Annotated in this window: 14 protein-coding genes and 1 pseudogene; 10 read left to right on the top strand and 5 right to left on the bottom strand. The window is 62.2% G+C overall.

Going from position 1 to position 15430, the window contains the following annotated elements:
* Window positions 1–11: 11 nt before the first annotated feature.
* Window positions 12–2576, bottom strand: coding sequence for a toll/interleukin-1 receptor domain-containing protein (locus ASD67_RS22780; protein WP_082545195.1), 2565 nt, complete (start codon window positions 2574–2576; stop codon window positions 12–14).
* Between the two features lie 206 nt (window positions 2577–2782).
* Between ASD67_RS22780 and ASD67_RS19615 the strand changes: the two genes are divergently transcribed.
* The 7 genes and pseudogenes from ASD67_RS19615 to ASD67_RS22775 form a co-directional block, all read left to right on the top strand.
* On the top strand, window positions 2783–3832 hold the full coding sequence (locus tag ASD67_RS19615; protein WP_056350742.1) for a substrate-binding domain-containing protein: 1050 nt from the start codon (window positions 2783–2785) through the stop codon (window positions 3830–3832).
* A 197-nt stretch (window positions 3833–4029) separates the two neighbouring features.
* Window positions 4030–5406 carry a phosphate ABC transporter permease subunit PstC gene (gene pstC, locus ASD67_RS19610; protein WP_056350740.1) on the top strand — a complete coding sequence of 459 codons (1377 nt, stop codon included), beginning with the start codon at window positions 4030–4032 and terminating at the stop codon, window positions 5404–5406.
* On the top strand, window positions 5399–6655 hold the full coding sequence (pstA, locus tag ASD67_RS19605) for a phosphate ABC transporter permease PstA (RefSeq protein WP_056350738.1): 1257 nt from the start codon (window positions 5399–5401) through the stop codon (window positions 6653–6655). Before pstC ends, pstA begins: the two co-directional genes overlap by 8 nt.
* Before the next feature lie 2 nt (window positions 6656–6657).
* Window positions 6658–7440 (top strand): phosphate ABC transporter ATP-binding protein PstB, encoded by a 783-nt coding sequence (gene pstB, locus ASD67_RS19600; RefSeq protein ID WP_056350736.1) that lies wholly within the window; start codon window positions 6658–6660, stop codon window positions 7438–7440.
* Between the two features lie 25 nt (window positions 7441–7465).
* Window positions 7466–8185 (top strand): phosphate signaling complex protein PhoU, encoded by a 720-nt coding sequence (phoU, locus tag ASD67_RS19595; protein ID WP_056350733.1) that lies wholly within the window; start codon window positions 7466–7468, stop codon window positions 8183–8185.
* Window positions 8185–8880, top strand: a complete 696-nt coding sequence (gene phoB / locus ASD67_RS19590; RefSeq protein ID WP_056350731.1) for a phosphate regulon transcriptional regulator PhoB — start codon at window positions 8185–8187, stop codon at window positions 8878–8880. Before phoU ends, phoB begins: the two co-directional genes overlap by 1 nt.
* A gap of 328 nt (window positions 8881–9208) precedes the next feature.
* Window positions 9209–9328: pseudogene (locus ASD67_RS22775) on the top strand (winged helix-turn-helix domain-containing protein); the annotation flags it as partial.
* A 104-nt stretch (window positions 9329–9432) separates the two neighbouring features.
* On the opposite strand, the gene ASD67_RS19580 reads toward ASD67_RS22775, so the two are convergent.
* Window positions 9433–10653, bottom strand: coding sequence for an OprO/OprP family phosphate-selective porin (locus tag ASD67_RS19580; RefSeq protein ID WP_056350728.1), 1221 nt, complete (start codon window positions 10651–10653; stop codon window positions 9433–9435).
* Window positions 10654–10852: 199 nt separating this feature from the next.
* Here ASD67_RS19580 and ASD67_RS19575 point away from each other — a divergent pair, with 199 nt between their 5' ends.
* From ASD67_RS19575 to ASD67_RS19565, 3 genes are all read left to right on the top strand, one after another.
* Window positions 10853–11755: an SDR family NAD(P)-dependent oxidoreductase gene (locus ASD67_RS19575; protein WP_056350726.1), complete on the top strand. Its 903-nt coding sequence runs from the start codon at window positions 10853–10855 to the stop codon at window positions 11753–11755.
* A 73-nt stretch (window positions 11756–11828) separates the two neighbouring features.
* The gene (locus ASD67_RS19570; protein ID WP_156377796.1) at window positions 11829–12470 is read left to right on the top strand and encodes a DUF4328 domain-containing protein; all 642 of its coding nucleotides are present in this window, start codon (window positions 11829–11831) and stop codon (window positions 12468–12470) included.
* Between the two features lie 77 nt (window positions 12471–12547).
* Window positions 12548–13621: a hypothetical protein gene (locus ASD67_RS19565; RefSeq protein ID WP_056350722.1), complete on the top strand. Its 1074-nt coding sequence runs from the start codon at window positions 12548–12550 to the stop codon at window positions 13619–13621.
* On the opposite strand, the gene ASD67_RS19560 is transcribed toward ASD67_RS19565, so the two are convergent.
* The 3 genes from ASD67_RS19560 to ASD67_RS19550 form a co-directional block, all read right to left on the bottom strand.
* Complete coding sequence (locus ASD67_RS19560; RefSeq protein WP_056350719.1) at window positions 13599–13943, bottom strand: DUF2794 domain-containing protein; 345 nt, start codon at window positions 13941–13943, stop codon at window positions 13599–13601. The two genes, ASD67_RS19565 and ASD67_RS19560, sit on opposite strands and share 23 nt — an antisense overlap.
* The gene (cysE, locus tag ASD67_RS19555; protein ID WP_056350717.1) at window positions 13943–14647 is read right to left on the bottom strand and encodes a serine O-acetyltransferase; all 705 of its coding nucleotides are present in this window, start codon (window positions 14645–14647) and stop codon (window positions 13943–13945) included. The genes ASD67_RS19560 and cysE overlap by 1 nt, the downstream gene beginning before the upstream one ends.
* 83 nt (window positions 14648–14730) lie before the next feature.
* Window positions 14731–15366: a hypothetical protein gene (locus ASD67_RS19550; RefSeq protein ID WP_056350715.1), complete on the bottom strand. Its 636-nt coding sequence runs from the start codon at window positions 15364–15366 to the stop codon at window positions 14731–14733.
* Window positions 15367–15430 lie beyond the last annotated feature (64 nt).

The raw sequence follows: 15430 nt of genomic DNA, 5'->3' as shown, positions 1-15430 counted from the left end.
AGGTCGGCTGATTATACGTCAATATCCGCCCCCCTCGCTTGCGACCTGAGCAAATAGGCCTCCTCCCTCAATTTGCTCTTCTCTATAAGAGACAGTCCCGATTTCCCCGCCATCCGTTCTAAGACTTGGGCGCGCAGCCCTCGATTCTGAACCGATGCATTGTCCAGCTTCGCAACCTCCTTTTCCGCTGAAGGGACGTCATTTTCTGCTAAGGCCGCGTAGACTCTGAGGCGTTGCGTCGTTTGCTCTTGGCCCTGAAGTCCATCCAAAAATAGGATGTCTCGATTAGCAGTCTCAACCTCGTGAGCCAAAGTTGCAAATAGCGCCCTCCAACGCCTAGCCCGCACCTGATCCCCAATTCCAGAAAGGACGATATCATTTACCAATTCGAATGCGCGATCATGACGCCCGTCTCTCTTGCTTAAAATTTGGGCAGTACGAATGACGGAACGACCATCATCTTGTGCCAAGTTCGCAAGCCTACTAATTGTCCGCTCTGCTCCCTTTATATCTCCCTCGGAAATCAAGAAACCGATTTTAAAATCTAAAAGTACAGCGCTCTCTCCAACCATGTCATTGTAGTCGTCCAGCAACGTTGCCAAATCGTTGGTACGACCGAGCTGACTAAGAACGGTAGCTAGTTCTTGCAAAGAATAACGCTCATTTTTTCCTATTTTTAGGGCCTCTCGATAATGAGGTATTGCATCCTCCCCGCGCCCATCCCTTCTCAGGCGGAATCCCCGAAGAAACGGTACTGATCGATAGCCCCTCCTTCCGATCGTATCGAGAAGGGCGTCAGCTTCGGAAAATTTTCTATTTCTAATCATTGCCTGAACGACAATCGACAAAATTTCCTCTCTAACAGTTTCGTCCATTTTTATGGCCTCGGAAGCCAAACCCCACCGGATCACGCCATCCAGGTCCTCGCGGTTATGGCGTCCTTGATTGTATCGAAAACGCACGATCTCGGCCAACCTCGACGGCAACATTAACTCTTTGAAGCTCTCAGGAAGCGCCTTTCCGGCCATTGAGAATATGAATATAATCGTATCCATCAGATTGGCGTTGAATCTTCCGCTAGAACTTTCCTCTTCCCACTGCTTCGAAAGCTCGTCACTGAAATATTGAAGGAGCTTGTCGTCACCGAAACCATAACGTCTCCGGAAAATCTCACGAAGCTCTGAAGCTATAGAATAACCATCGCCGTTGGCCGTTATCAAACAGCTCAAAAGCAACTCTTCAATAGAATCAATAAAATCCTCTTCCGAGCAATTAAGATATCCGATTACCACTCTTTCCAGACTCGTACCATTCAAACTCGGAACCCAGCTCAATATTAACAAGATACTCGCTTGCTCTTCGCTGAGGTTTTTCTCATCAATATTATGAGCAAGAATATAATCTTGAATAGAGAATAGGTTTGATGGCCGCTTTTCGACAAAATCTAGACCTTCATTTGCCACCAATCTTACTGCAGCCTTCGCCACTCCTGGATGTCCACCAATAGCACGACTTATGTCGTTAGAGAATTTAAATGGACGAAGATCATAAATGGCACATGTAGATGTTATTAGAGTTGACGCATCTTCAAGATCAAGAGGAGGAACATAAACTTGGACCAAATTTTTATGAGAGACGACGTAGTCATGCCTAAATTTTCTGTTACTTATTAGAAATATAGTAATATTTTCTTGTATTTCCACTTTTTTGATCAACTCTCCAACCCAATCTTTTGGAGTTCCAGACTCCTCAAAGAAGCCGCTTCCTGTATATATGCTCGTGGCCATTCCACGCTCGCCAAAATATGACAATTGCGTAACTATCTCGGCGACCTTCGTATCTAAATCCAGCGCTCTAAACTCAGTCAAATTTCGCTGAACATGGTCCAGAGAAAGGTTTGGCGAGATTTCCTCAAGAAGCCCTCTAAAAATGTCGTCCAGATCGGCAAACTGAGGTAAATTTAGCTGCGGCCCCCTTGACGCGAAGGGCAATGCCGGCATCGCTTGCTCAAGGTAATACTTTGCAAAAGTTCGACGCCCTACTTGATTGGTTCCGGAGAGTATGATTACATTAGGCGTCCTGCCGTTCTCAGCGGCAACCCCCAAGATTTCTCGATTTGCTTTGTCAAACAGTGCGCCGCGACCGATAACTCGTTGATACAGCTTCGAATTGGAAAAATGAGCGGAAAATATTTCCTCTTGAATTATTCTCCCAATGTCCTTTGGTCCCCAGACATACGGGCTAACCCAGAAACCTCTCATCCAATCTGGAAAATCGGCGATGTCCACTCCGGGCTCGATCAAGAACGGCAGTATCTTGATCTTTTTCTGAATTTGACGGACCCGAGCAACGTCGAGTTCAAATCGGACCCAATGCGAAGCGAGCGATTTCTTTGAGACTAACAGAACAAAGATTGCACTCTCTTCGACACCATTTTCCATTTCGCTAATCAAGTCCGCTCCCGTAGCGAAAGTCTTTGGGTAGAATCGGGCCAGACCGCGAGGCAGCGCACGCTCAACAGCAGAGGCGAATTCCATATCTTGTCCGGACAGCGATATGAATACCTGCGGAACCATGATCTTCTCCCCGTTTGTCTAAATGCAACATGCGTTGGCTATCGCAAGCTGACAAGTGTTTTGGAAAAATGTCAGCCTCCTTCCATGACACTTCCATGACAACCCCTGTCACAAACACGTCACACAAAACCCCCAAATGGCCCTCAGCGAGTCGCCGCGGGGGTGGTGGCTCGGTCCGTTAGCGACCCCCGACAGGACATTTCCGTATGCTGCAGAAATTCGCCCTTATCGCCGGCGCCGCGACTTGCGCGCTGGCGCTTTCCGCGTGCCAGGACCAGGCCTCCTCGGGCGGCGCGGCGCGCGATTATATCAGCGCGGTCGGTTCCTCGACCGTCTATCCCTTTGCCACCACCGTCGGCGAGAAATTCGCCGAGGCGACCGGCAACAAGACCCCGAAGATCGACAGCACCGGCACCGGTGGCGGCTTCGAGCGCTTCTGTTCGGGCGTCGGCGGCGACACCCCCGACATCGCCAACGCCTCGCGCCGCATCAAGAAGAAGGAATTCGACGCCTGCGCCAAGAATGGCGTGACCGACATCGTCGAAATCCAGATCGGCATCGACGGCATCGCGCTGGGCGAGGCCGCACGCGGCCCCGGCTTCAAGCTGTCGGAAGAGGATGTCTATAAGGCGCTCGCCGCCAATCCCTATGGCAAGCCGAACACCGCCAAGACGTGGAAGGACGTCAACCCCGCCCTTCCCGCGGTCGCGATCTCGGTCTTTGGCCCGCCGTCGACCAGCGGTACCTATGACGCGTTCAAGGAGCTGATCCTCGGCAAGGGCTGCGACGCCAATCCCGCGATGAAGGCGCTGAAGGACAGCGACAAGGACAAGCATGAAGCGACCTGCACCGCGCTGCGCGGCGCGCCCTTCTATGTCGAGCAGGGCGAGAATGATAACCTGATCATCTCGAAGCTCGACAAGAACCCGACCAGCCTCGGCATCTTCGGCTTCAGCTATCTCGACGCCAACAAGGACAAGATCAAGGCGGTGCCGGTGCAGGGCGTGTCGCCCACCTACACCACGATCGCCGACGGCAGCTATCCCGGCTGGCGCCCGCTCTACATCTACGTCAAGCAGAAGCATGTCGGCGTGATCCCCGGCCTCGCCGAATATGTCGCCGAATTCCTCAAAGGTTCGGGCGAAGGCGGTTATCTGGCGGCCAAGGGTCTGATCGTGTCGCCCAAGGACATCGCCGCGACCGCCGCGGCGAACGCCAAGGGGATGACGGCGCTCGACGGTGCCGAACTGAAGTAGGTTCCTCCCGCGGGCGGCCGGGGATGGGTCCTCATGCCCGGAACGNCGAGCGAAGTCGAGACACGTCTGCGCCATGCGTGTCTCGACTTCGCTCGACACGAACGGATAGGGTGGTTCCGGATTTATCCGGTTGAGTCACGAAATTGCCACGCCCGCCCGCTTTGGGTCGCGGCGGGCCGCATGATAACGAGGACCAAGTGACCTTCAACGCCGCCGCCCTTCTGCTTTTGATCGCCGGCCTCGCGCTGATCGGCTGGCTCGCCGGTCGCGCGCGCTCGTCGATGCTCGCGGGCCGCGCGGGCGCCAAGCTGCATTCGCGGCCGCAATATCATGGCTGGTATGTCGCGCTGTGGCTGTTCGCCCCCGCCGCGCTGTTCCTTGCCGTGTGGAGCGCGGTGTCGCCCGGGCTGGTGACCAACACGGTGCTGGCGAGCGGGGCGGCGAAAGAGCTGCCCGCCTTCGGCTTCGAACGCGGTGCGATATTGTCCGACGCGCGCAACGTCGCGACGGGCAGGCAGGCGGCGGTGCGCATTCCCGCCGCGGCGCCGCTGGTCAAACCCTATGCCGATGCGAGCCACACCTATGCATGGATCGGCATCGCCGCGATGCTGGCGCTGGCACTCGCGGGCGGGCTTTACGCCTTCACGCGGATCAAGCCCGATTTTCGCGCCCGGACACGGGTCGAAAAGATCGTCATGCTGCTGTTGCTGGTGGCGTCGCTCGTCGCGATCCTGACGACCTTCGGCATCGTGCTGTCGCTCTTGTTCGAATCGATCCGCTTCTTCCGCCTCGTCTCGCCGACCGAACTGCTGTTCGGGACCAACTGGGCGCCGACCAGCGGTGCGCCGGTGAAAGACACCTTCGGCGGCATCCCGCTGTTCTGGGGCACGGTGCTGATCGGCGCGATCATCGCGATGATCGTTGCCATCCCGATCGGCATGATGAGCGCGGTGTATCTGACCCAATATGCCAACCCGCGCGTGCGCCGCTGGGTCAAGCCGTGCCTCGAGATCCTCGCGGGTGTGCCGACGGTCGTCTACGGCTATTTCGCCGCGCTGACCGTCGCGCCGGCGCTGCGCGAATTCGCGGTGATGATCGGCATCCCCAACGCCTCGACCGAAAGCGCGCTCGCCGCGGGCATCGTGATGGGGGTGATGATCATCCCGTTCGTCTCGTCGATGGCCGACGACAGCATCAACGCGGTGCCGCAGGCGATGCGCGACGGATCGCTGGCCTTGGGCGCGACCCCGAACGAAACGATCCGCCAGGTGCTGATCCCCGCCGCGCTGCCCGGCGTGATGGGCGGCATCCTGCTCGCGGTCAGCCGCGCGATCGGCGAGACGATGATCGTGGTGATGGCGGCGGGCCTGTCCGCCAACATGACCGCCAACCCCTTTGCCAGCGTCACCACGGTGACCGCGCAGATCGTGAAATTGCTCACCGGCGACCAGGAATTCGACAGCGCCAAGACGCTCGCCGCCTTCGCGCTCGGCCTCGTGCTGTTCGTCGTGACCCTGCTGCTCAACATCGTCGCCCTGCGCATCGTCAAAAAGTATCGCGAAGCTTATGAGTGATAGAACCTCCCCCACCGACTGGAAGGGCGGCGCGATGCAGGGCCGCATCGCCCGGCGCTATGCCGCCGAGCGCCGGTTCCGCCTGCTCGGGCTGGGCGCGGTGTTGCTCTCGGGCCTGTTCCTCGCCTTCCTGTTGTTCACGATGGTCGGCAACGGCCTGCGCGGCTTCACCTACACCAATGTCGAAGTGCCGGTCGATTTCAAGGCGATGCCGCTGACCGTCGACGCGTCGCGGCTGGGCGATGCCGACGCCGACCAGGTGATCGCGGGCGCCGGCCTCGCCGACATCGTCGCCTTTGCCGCCGACGAGGCGCTGGGCGACGGCGGCTCGGCGATGATCAGCGAAAATGCGTGGAAGGAAGTCCGCACCGCGATCAAGGCCGACCCCGACCTGCTGAAAGGCGCGACGGTCTTCCACCTGCCGACGTCGAGCACGGTCGACATCGCCGCCAAGGAGGGCGCCAAGGGCGAACTCGGCGCGAAGGTCGATGCGCTGGAGCGCGACGGCAAGCTGTCGACGGGCATCCACTGGCCCTTCTTCAAGAACGCCGACGCCACCGACCCCGCGGTCGCGGGCATCTGGGGCGCGCTCAAGGGGTCGGTGCTGACGATCCTGATCGCCTTCCTCATCGCCTTCCCGACCGGGGTGCTCGCCGCGCTCTATCTGGAAGAATATGCGCCGAAGAACCGCTGGACCGACCTGATCGAGGTGTCGATCAACAACCTCGCGGCGGTGCCCTCGATCATCTTCGGCCTGCTCGCGCTCGCGGTGTTCATCAACTGGTTCGGCATCTGCCAGGCGAGCGCGCTCGTCGGCGGACTGACGCTGGCGCTGATGACGATGCCGGTGATCGTCATCGCCAGCCGCAACGCGATCAAGTCGGTGCCGCCCTCGATCCGCGACGCCGCGCTAGGGGTCGGTGCCAGCCCGGTGCAGGTGGTGTTCCACCATGTCCTGCCGCTCGCGCTGCCCGGCATCCTCACCGGCACGATCATCGGCATGGCGCGCGCGCTGGGCGAGACCGCGCCGCTGCTGCTGATCGGCATGCGCGCCTTCATCGGCGACGTGCCGAGCGGCGTGTGCTCGCCCGCAACGGTGCTGCCGATGCAGATCTTCCTCTGGTCGGACGAGGTCGACCGCGGCTTCGTCGAAAAAACCTCCGCCGCGATCATCGTGCTGCTCATCGTTTTGCTGTCGATGAACGCCCTCGCGATCTATCTTCGCAACAAATTCGAAAAACGCTGGTGATCATGACCCAAGAAGACCTCACGATTCTCGATCCCAAGATGAAGGCGCAAGGCGTCAACGTCTTCTATGGGGAGAAACAGGCGATCAACGACGTGTCGATCGATGTCGGTACCGACCTGGTCACCGCCTTCATCGGCCCGTCGGGCTGCGGCAAGTCGACCTTCCTGCGCTCGCTGAACCGCATGAACGACACCGTCGCCAGCGCCAAGGTGACCGGCCGCATCGAACTCGACGGCGAGGACATCTATGCGCCGTCGATGGACGTCGTGCAGCTGCGCGCGCGCGTCGGCATGGTGTTCCAGAAACCGAACCCCTTCCCCAAGTCGATCTACGACAATGTCGGCTATGGCCCGCGCATCCACGGCCTCGCGCCGAACAAGGCCGACCTCGACGTCGTCGTCGAACGCGCGCTGGTGCGCGCCGGCCTGTGGGACGAGGTCAAGGACCGGCTCGCCGAAAGCGGCACCGCGCTGTCGGGCGGCCAGCAGCAGCGCCTGTGCATCGCGCGGGCGATCGCGGTCGATCCCGAAGTCATCCTGATGGACGAGCCCTGCTCGGCGCTCGACCCGATCGCGACCGCCAAGATCGAGGAACTGATCCACGAATTGCGCGGGCGTTTCGCGATCGTGATCGTCACCCACAATATGCAGCAGGCGGCCCGCGTGTCGCAGCGCACCGCTTTCTTCCACCTCGGGACGCTGGTCGAATATGGCAAGACCACCGACATCTTCACCAACCCGAAGCAGGAACGCACCAAGGACTATATCACCGGCCGCTACGGGTAATCCGTAGCCGCGAAAGGACAGAACGATGGCAATAGTCAACGATCACACCGTCAAGGCGTTCGACGAGGATCTCAACCGCCTGCGCGGTCTGATCAGCGAGATGGGCGGTCGCGCCGAACAGGCGCTGCTCCAGGCGATGACCGCGCTCAACATGGGCGACCTCGAACTCGCGGCACAGGTCGTGCGCGACGACAAGAAGATCGACGCGCTCGAAAGCGAAGTCGAACAGCTCGCGGTCCAGACCATCGCGCTGCGCGCGCCGATGGCCGACGACCTGCGCGAGATGATCGCGGCGCTGAAGATCGTCTCGGTCGTCGAGCGTATCGGCGATTATGCCAAGAATATCGCCAAGCGCGTCGCGCTGATGGACCAGACGCGGTCGATCGAGGCGATCCCGCTGCTGATCTCGATGTCCAACATCGTCGCCGAGCTGATCCACGACGCGCTCGACAGCTTCGCGGCGCGCGACGCCGAACTCGCGGTGCGGGTGACCGTCCGCGACAAGAATGTCGACGATTTCTACAACAGCATCTTCCGCACCCTCGTGACCTTCATGATGGAAAATCCGAAATATATCTCGGAAAGCGCGCATCTGCTGTTCGTCGCCAAGAACCTCGAACGCATGGGCGACCATGCGACCAACATCGCCGAGATGGTCTATTATGTCGTCACCGGCGGCCAGATGGACGAACGCGAACGCGGCGAGCAGCCCGAGGACGGCGCCGCGGAACAGGAGCAAGGCTGATGCCGCAGCCCGACCTGCTTCTCATCGAAGATGACGAAGCGATCGCCGAACTCATCGTGTGGCATTTCGCCCGCGAAGGTTTCTCGGTGCGCCAGACCCCCGACGGCGAACAGGCGCTGATCCTCGTCGAGGAACGCGTGCCCGACATCGTCCTGCTCGACTGGATGATCGAAAGCCTGCCCGGGATCGAGGTCTGCCGCCGCCTGCGCCGCAACCCGAAATCGGCGAATGTGCCGATCATCATGCTCACCGCGCGCGGCGAGGAAGAGGATCGCATTCGCGGGCTGGAAACCGGCGCCGACGATTATGTCACCAAGCCGTTCAGCCCGCGCGAGCTGGTCGCGCGCGTCCAGGCGGTGCTCCGCCGCCTGCGCCCCGCGCTCGCCGGCGAGATGCTGACCTATGCCGACATCGAACTCGATTCGGTCGCGCACAAGGTGGTGCGCGGCGGGCAGATCGTGAACATGGGGCCGACCGAATTCCGCCTGCTGCGCCATTTCATGGAACATCCGGGCCGCGTCTTCTCGCGCGGACAATTGCTCGACAGCGTCTGGGGACAGGACAGCGACATCGAGCTGCGGACGGTCGACGTCCATATCCGCCGCCTGCGCAAGGCGATCAACCTGCCGGGCACCGCGGACATCATCCGCACCGTGCGTTCAGCGGGTTATGCGCTGGATGCCGGCAAGGGTTGAAGGCCGCCCCGAGGGGATGCCTGCTTCGGATGTTTGTGGGCAGCGAAATAGGCCGCTAGCATAGCGCTATGCGTGCTTCCCAACTCGGCTGGTGCTTCGCCTTGGCCCTTAGTCCAATGCTGCTTTGGACCGTGCTGACGTTGGCGAATGGAGGCTTGGGCGGGCTTTGGGCGGACCTGACTGCCGGGTCTGGCTGGGCCTATGCGCACAACGGCCTGCTGCTATCCGCTTTTGCCTCCATCATATTGCTCATGCTGGGCATGTTCGTCATTGGCGTTTGGCGATTGGCAAAGCGCGGTTAACCGCCGCGGCCGGACAACCGATTAGCCACAGCACCGTCGACGTCCATATCAGGCGGCTGCGCAAGGCGATCAACCTGCCGGGGACAAGCGACATCATCCGCACGGTGCGCTCGGCGGGTTATGCGCTGGATGCCGGCAAGGGCTGATCCCTTTCATCGTCATTGCGAGCGCAGCGAAGCAATCCAGAGTGGCGTAAACCGCTCTGGATTGCTTCGCTGCGCTCGCAATGACGGCGTATTTGTTTGTAATCTCAGTAAGTGAACTGCACCCGCGCACCGACGACGTCGACGCCGTAATCGCGGTCGCCCGCCACCGCGATCGCCGCGTCGCGATAGTTCAGCCGCGCATATTGCGCCATCAACCGCATCCAGCTGGTCGGCGACCAGATGATCGACGCCATATAGCCCTTTTGCGTGCCGCCGGTGATCCCGGCATCGTTGAGGTCGAGATAATCGTAGCGCGCATTGACCTGCACCGCGCCGATGCCCCCGTCGTCGAGCGGCTTTTTCGGCTTGATCGCGCCGAACTGCCCGCCCTTTAGCGGCCGGCTGTCGCCTTTCGTCAGAAAAAAGCCGACCTCTGCATAGGCGCCGAAGAAGGTCGGGTCGCTCGCCCCGTCGCGGCTCGCATGCTGCCAATAGGCTTCGCTGGCGAAATGGAACGGGCCGTTCACCGCCGCCGCCTCGACGCCATAGGTCTGCTCGCGTTCGGCGAGCAGGCCGGGGGTCGCGATATAGCGCGTCTCGACCGAATGGACGAGCGGACGCTGGCGATAGCGCACCGGCACCAGCTCGGAATCCTGGCGATGCTTCCAGTGATAGGCGGCGCCCAAATGGACATTGGTCTTGCCGAACTTCGGCATCCACACCGCACGGATATGCGCCGCCTGGCTGTTGTCGTCGACATCGTCGAGCTGGATCAGCGGATCGGTACTGACCCCGCCGTTGATCTGGAAATCGCCCTTGGCATAGCCCGCCGACAGGCCGGTGCGCCGCGAGAAGTTGAACGCCGTGACCAGCGCCGCGCGCTCGGTGAAGCTGGTGTTGAGGTCGCTCGTCATATCGTCGAGCGGGGTGAAGAATTTCTGCTGCCCCGCGGTCACATTGATGCCGTCGCCGTTCCACGCGACATAGGCGTCGACGAATTCGATCGGGTCGGCGGTGAACTCGCCCTCGACCCGCGCCGAAAAGCCGCCGGGCATCTTGATATCGACGCCAAGCTGGGCGCGGCGGAGTTCTTCCGAATGGCCGGTACCGGCCAGCCCCGCCGGGCCGCTGACATTGGCGAAGTCATATTGCAGGCGCCAGCGCGGCTTGAATTCCCATTCCGACTTTTTCGCAGGCGCCTTGGCGGACTCGGCGTCGCTCGCGGCGGGCGACGGGTTCGGTGGTCCCTGGACCGGTTCGGCAGCGAGGGCGGGCGCGCCAAGAGGCAAAAGGAAGCCCGCGGTGGCGAGCAGGAAGTGGCGCATGGGGATTTGCTCCGTTGCGAAAGGGTGACAAACTCGCGGCGCTGTTATGACGGCTCTATGACAGTTGCACGTCATTTGCGTGACATTTTCGTTGCAGCGGGCGCTTTTCCGATCACCCCTTGCCTGAAAGCGGCGAACGGCTAAGGACGGGCCAGTTTTTTCGGGCAACCTATCGGGATCGCCCCTTCGGGAGACCATCATGACGATCAAATTTGACGGACGCGTTGCCATTGTCACCGGCGCCGGCGGCGGGCTCGGCCGCGCCTATGCGCTCGAACTGGCGCGCCGCGGGGCGAAGGTCGTCGTCAACGACCTCGGCGGCGCGCGCGACGGCACCGGCCATTCGGACGCCGCGCTGCAGGTGGTCGAGGAAATCAAGGCGCTCGGCGGCACCGCGATGTCGAACGGCGGCAGCGTCACCGAATATGACCAGATGGTCGAAATGGTCGCCAAGGCCAAGGAAGCCTGGGGCGGCGTCCATATCGTCATCAACAACGCCGGCATCCTGCGCGACAAGAGCTTCGCCAAGATGGAACCCGCCGATTTCGACCTGGTGCTGAAGGTGCATGTCAGCGGCAGCGCCAACGTCACCAAGGCGGTGTGGGACACGATGCGCGAACAGGCTTATGGCCGCCTGCTGATGACCGCCTCGTCGACCGGCCTTTACGGCAACTTCGGCCAGGCCAATTATGGCGCGGCGAAGCTCGGCCTCGCCGGTCTGACCAAGACGCTCCACCTCGAGGGCGCGAAGTACAACATCCGCTGCAACACGATCGCCCCGGTCGCCGGCACGCGCATGACCGAAGACATCTTCCCCGCCGAATTGTTCGAAAAATTCACCCCCGAAAATGTCGTCCCCGCCGCGCTCTATCTGGTCAGCGAGGACGCCCCGACGAACATGATCATCGGCGCCGGTGCCGGCGCGTTCCACGCCGCCTATGTCACCATGACCCCCGGCATCGCGCTGCCCGAGGGTGAACGCACCCCCGAGGGCGTCGCCGCGGCGTGGGACAAGATCATCGACCGCAACGGCGAAACCGTGCCCCAGTCGGGCAGCGAACAGTCGATGGCGGTGATGCGGGCGTTGCAAGCGCTGGGCTGACCCTGATAGGCGTTCTTCGCATCGGCGCCCCATCGGGGCCGCCGATCGCGAGGGGCCTATGACGGACATGACCTTGGGCGACGGCATCGCCCTCCTCCAGCGCCGCGGCCGCTTCCTGCGGAACCTGCTCGCTTTCGGCTGGATCGTCCTCGCCCTGGCCTGCGTCGGCCAGATCGCCGAACTGAACGGGCGGGTCTCGCTCGACGAGGATGCGCCCGTGGTCGGGCTCAACGCATTGTATCTCGGCGTGTCGGTCAGCGACGGGCTGCTGGCCTTCACCACCTTCGTCGTCTTCTGCATGTGGACCTATCGGGCGGCCGCCAACGTCAAGGCGGCGCGAGTCCCAGGCTTCGGCTTCACCCCGGCCTGGTCGGTGGGCTGGCATTTCGTGCCAATCGCCAATCTCTTCAAACCCTTTCAGGCGATGCGCCAGATCTGGGCATTCAGTCACGGCGGCGACCGTGACGGCATCCGCGACGGCCAGTCGCTGCTCATCGCCTGGTGGGGCCTGTGGTCACTTTCGCTCGCGGTCGGGATGGTGCTCGGCATGGCGGCCGCCTCCCCCGTCACCCCCGACGAAAAGCACGAGGCGATCATCCTCGCGATCGTCAATTCGGCGACCAACCTGGCCCTTTACCCGTTCGCGCTGCGTCTCGTCGCGCGCCTTACCGAGGCGCAGCGCGACCGCCTGACGGCGGCGGGCATCTTTACCTGATTTATCGTATTGCATCACTAACACAGTCGTGCCATAAGCGCAGCGGGGCAAGGGGATCGGACAGAAGGACGACCCCAATGTATAGCGAAAGCGACCTGCAAGCAGCGGTCGACGCAAAGGTGATGACGCCGGAGGCCGTAGCGGCCTTCCGCAACCATATTGCGTCGGTGCGCGCCGCCCCCGGAGCGGATGAGGAATCATTCCGCCTCATCACCGGCTTCAACGACATCTTCGTCAGCATCGCCGCGGTGATCCTGCTCGTCGCGGTGGGCTGGATCGGCCAGTCGATCCATCCGGCGCTCGCCGGCATCGGCGTCGCCGCGACCGCCTGGGGCCTTGCCGAATATTTCACCCGCCAGCGCCGCATGGCGCTGCCCAGCATCGTCCTCGTCCTCGCCTTTGCGGCGGGCGTCTTCGGCTCGATGGTGGGTTTCCTCGTCAAGCATGGCGAAGCGATTTTCGGCAACCATCCCGCTGAAGCGACCATGGCGATCGTCGCCGCAGGCATGGCGCTCGTCACCGCGGGCGCGACTTGGTTCCACTGGAAACGCTTCATGGTGCCGATCACCGTCGCCGCGGGCAGCGCCGCGCTCGCCGGCACCGCGGTGGCGCTGGTCCTCGCGGTCGTCGGCGGCAGCGAACCCCCGGTGAACCTGTTCATGACGCTGGTGCTCGTCGCCGGGCTCGGCATCTTCGCGCTCGCCATGTGGTGGGACCGCAGCGACCGGGTGCGCCAGACGCGCCGCAGCGACGTCGCCTTCTGGCTCCACCTGCTCGCCGCCCCGATGATCGCGCATCCGATCTTCCACCTGCTCGGCGTGACGCAGGGTAACGACATCGGCAGCGCCGCCGCGGTGATGGTGATCGCCATCTATATCGCCTTCGGCCTGATCGCGCTCGCGATCGACCGCCGCGCGCTGCTCGTCTCGGCGCTGGCCTATGTGCTGTTCGCGCTGACCCAGCTGTTCCAGACCTTTGGCGCGGTCGAACTCAATGTCGCGCTCACCGCCTTCGTCATCGGATCGGCGCTGCTCCTGCTCTCGGCCTTCTGGCAGAATGCGCGGAGCGTGGTGGTCGGGTTCCTGCCCACGGGCCTCGCCGACCAGTTGCCCGCGACGGTCCGGCCGGTCAGTCCGATACCAGCTTCATAAGCTTGCGTTCGACGGGGGCGAGCACATTGGCAAGCTCGTCCCCGCGCTTCAAAATCGCCCCGGCTTCGGAGACCAAGGCCCACATGCCTTGCCGGCTCCGCAAGGCGGGGCGTTTTTCTATGCGATATTCGGGACGCTCGGAGGCGCGGCGAAAGCAGGAAAACACCGCGACGTCGCGCTGGAAATCCATCGCATAGTCGCGCCACTTCCCCGCCGCGACCATGCGGCCGTAAAGATCGAGGATGCGGGTCAGTTCGTGGCGGTCGAACGCCGTCTGCTGCGGCAAGGAACTGGTATAGGGCCAGGGGGTGACGATCCCCATCAGGCGCGGCTACGTCCCTTGCGCGGAGCCGGCTCGGCGGCGACGTCCCGTTCGGCGACCAGCGCGGCGAGCTGTTTCTGCAGCTGTTCGAGCTGGCACTGGAGCAGTTCGACCTTTTGCGTCGCGGGATCGAAGGTCTCGTTGCACGTCCCATAGGGGACGAACTCGCGGGCATATTCGGTGGCGTCGACCAGCGTCGAGCGTGCCGGGATGCCGACCATCACCGCGCCTTCGGGGACATCCTTGGTCACCACCGCATTGGCGCCGATGCGCGCGCGCGGGTTGACCATGACGGGCCCCAATATCTGCGCGCCCGAGCCGACGATGACGTCGTTCGCCAGCGTCGGGTGACGCTTGCCGCCGATGCCGTTGGCGGGATCGGTGCCGCCCAGCGTCACGCCCTGATAGATCGAGACATTGTCGCCGATCTCGGCGGTTTCGCCGATCACGACGCCGAAACCATGGTCGATGAACAGATGCTGCCCGATCTTCGCGCCCGGATGGATATCGATCGCGGTCAGGAAGCGGGCGAAATGATTGACGAAGCGCGCGAGGAAAAACAGGTCGGCCTCGAACAGCCAGTGCGCGATACGGTGCATGCCGACCGCGAGCAGGCCCGGATAGAGCAGGATTTCCCAACGCGAGCGCGGCGCGGGGTCGCGCGCCTTGATCGAATCGAGATAGGCGACCAGCCCGTTGAACATCAATCGTCCCCTGCGACCCTATTATGTACCGGACAAGATAGATGTTTGGCGGCGCCATTTCCAGCCCCGGCGCATTTTATTCGTCAGCGACCGATCAGCCCGACGCGAAACAGCAACAGTCCCTCGCTCCGCCAGCGCCGTTCGCCGTCCGCGGCGGCGATGGCGGCGGCCCAGCGGTCGAGCATCAGCAGGGCGCGCCGGCCCACGAAAGCGGCGCCCGTCGGAACGGGGGCCGCGCGCGCCGCGGCGAAGAGATAATGCGCGTCCTCTTCCTCCGACTGCACCACCGCCCCCCACAGCAAGCCCCAGCGCGTACCGGTGCCACCGCCCGACAAGGTGAACAGCGCCGTGCCGAACGCCATAGCCGCCGCGCCGCGCAATGCTTCATCCTCGGCAAGCAACATCGCCTCGGCCGCGTCGGCGAGCGTATCGAGCCCGCCCTGCCCCGCCCAGGTCGCCTGCAGTTCGGCGAGCAAAGGTTCGCCCTTCGGCAGCGCGGCGGGTTCGTTCGCCAGCATCACCATCATGTCGCGCCACCAGGCGAGCTTGATCTGGCCGATCAGCGGCTCGCGCGTTTCGATCAGCAAATTGGTGAGCCGTTCGGCCAATCCCCACAGCGCCGTCATCGCCGCACGCCGGTCGCGCGACACCGCGACCATCGCGCGCGGATCGCGGATGTCCGGGTAGAGCAGAAATTCGGGAGCGGCGTCGTCGTCCATGTGCGGCGCGCTATCATTTCCGCTTCGTCATTGCGAGCGCAGCGAAGCAATCCAGGGCGGTTTA

The sequence above is a fragment of the Sphingopyxis sp. Root1497 genome, from assembly GCF_001427085.1.
Lineage (GTDB): Bacteria > Pseudomonadota > Alphaproteobacteria > Sphingomonadales > Sphingomonadaceae > Sphingopyxis.
Note: the sequence above shows the minus strand (reverse complement) of the source record. Positions and strands in the feature narration are given on the sequence as shown.

Bases quoted from the DNA above. Each gene is read 5' to 3' on its own strand.
- ASD67_RS19615 (WP_056350742.1), top strand. From the start codon at position 2,783: ATGCTGCAGAAATTCGCCCTTATCGCCGGCGCCGCGACTTGCGCGCTG.
- phoU (WP_056350733.1), top strand. From the start codon at position 7,466: ATGGCAATAGTCAACGATCACACCGTCAAGGCGTTCGACGAGGATCTC.
- ASD67_RS19560 (WP_056350719.1), bottom strand. From the start codon at position 13,943: ATGGGGATCGTCACCCCCTGGCCCTATACCAGTTCCTTGCCGCAGCAG.
- ASD67_RS19580 (WP_056350728.1), bottom strand. From the start codon at position 10,653: ATGCGCCACTTCCTGCTCGCCACCGCGGGCTTCCTTTTGCCTCTTGGC.
- ASD67_RS19565 (WP_056350722.1), top strand. From the start codon at position 12,548: ATGTATAGCGAAAGCGACCTGCAAGCAGCGGTCGACGCAAAGGTGATG.
- ASD67_RS22780 (WP_082545195.1), bottom strand. From the start codon at position 2,576: ATGGTTCCGCAGGTATTCATATCGCTGTCCGGACAAGATATGGAATTC.
- pstA (WP_056350738.1), top strand. From the start codon at position 5,399: ATGAGTGATAGAACCTCCCCCACCGACTGGAAGGGCGGCGCGATGCAG.
- pstB (WP_056350736.1), top strand. From the start codon at position 6,658: ATGACCCAAGAAGACCTCACGATTCTCGATCCCAAGATGAAGGCGCAA.
- phoB (WP_056350731.1), top strand. From the start codon at position 8,185: ATGCCGCAGCCCGACCTGCTTCTCATCGAAGATGACGAAGCGATCGCC.
- ASD67_RS19575 (WP_056350726.1), top strand. From the start codon at position 10,853: ATGACGATCAAATTTGACGGACGCGTTGCCATTGTCACCGGCGCCGGC.
- ASD67_RS19550 (WP_056350715.1), bottom strand. From the start codon at position 15,366: ATGGACGACGACGCCGCTCCCGAATTTCTGCTCTACCCGGACATCCGC.
- cysE (WP_056350717.1), bottom strand. From the start codon at position 14,647: ATGTTCAACGGGCTGGTCGCCTATCTCGATTCGATCAAGGCGCGCGAC.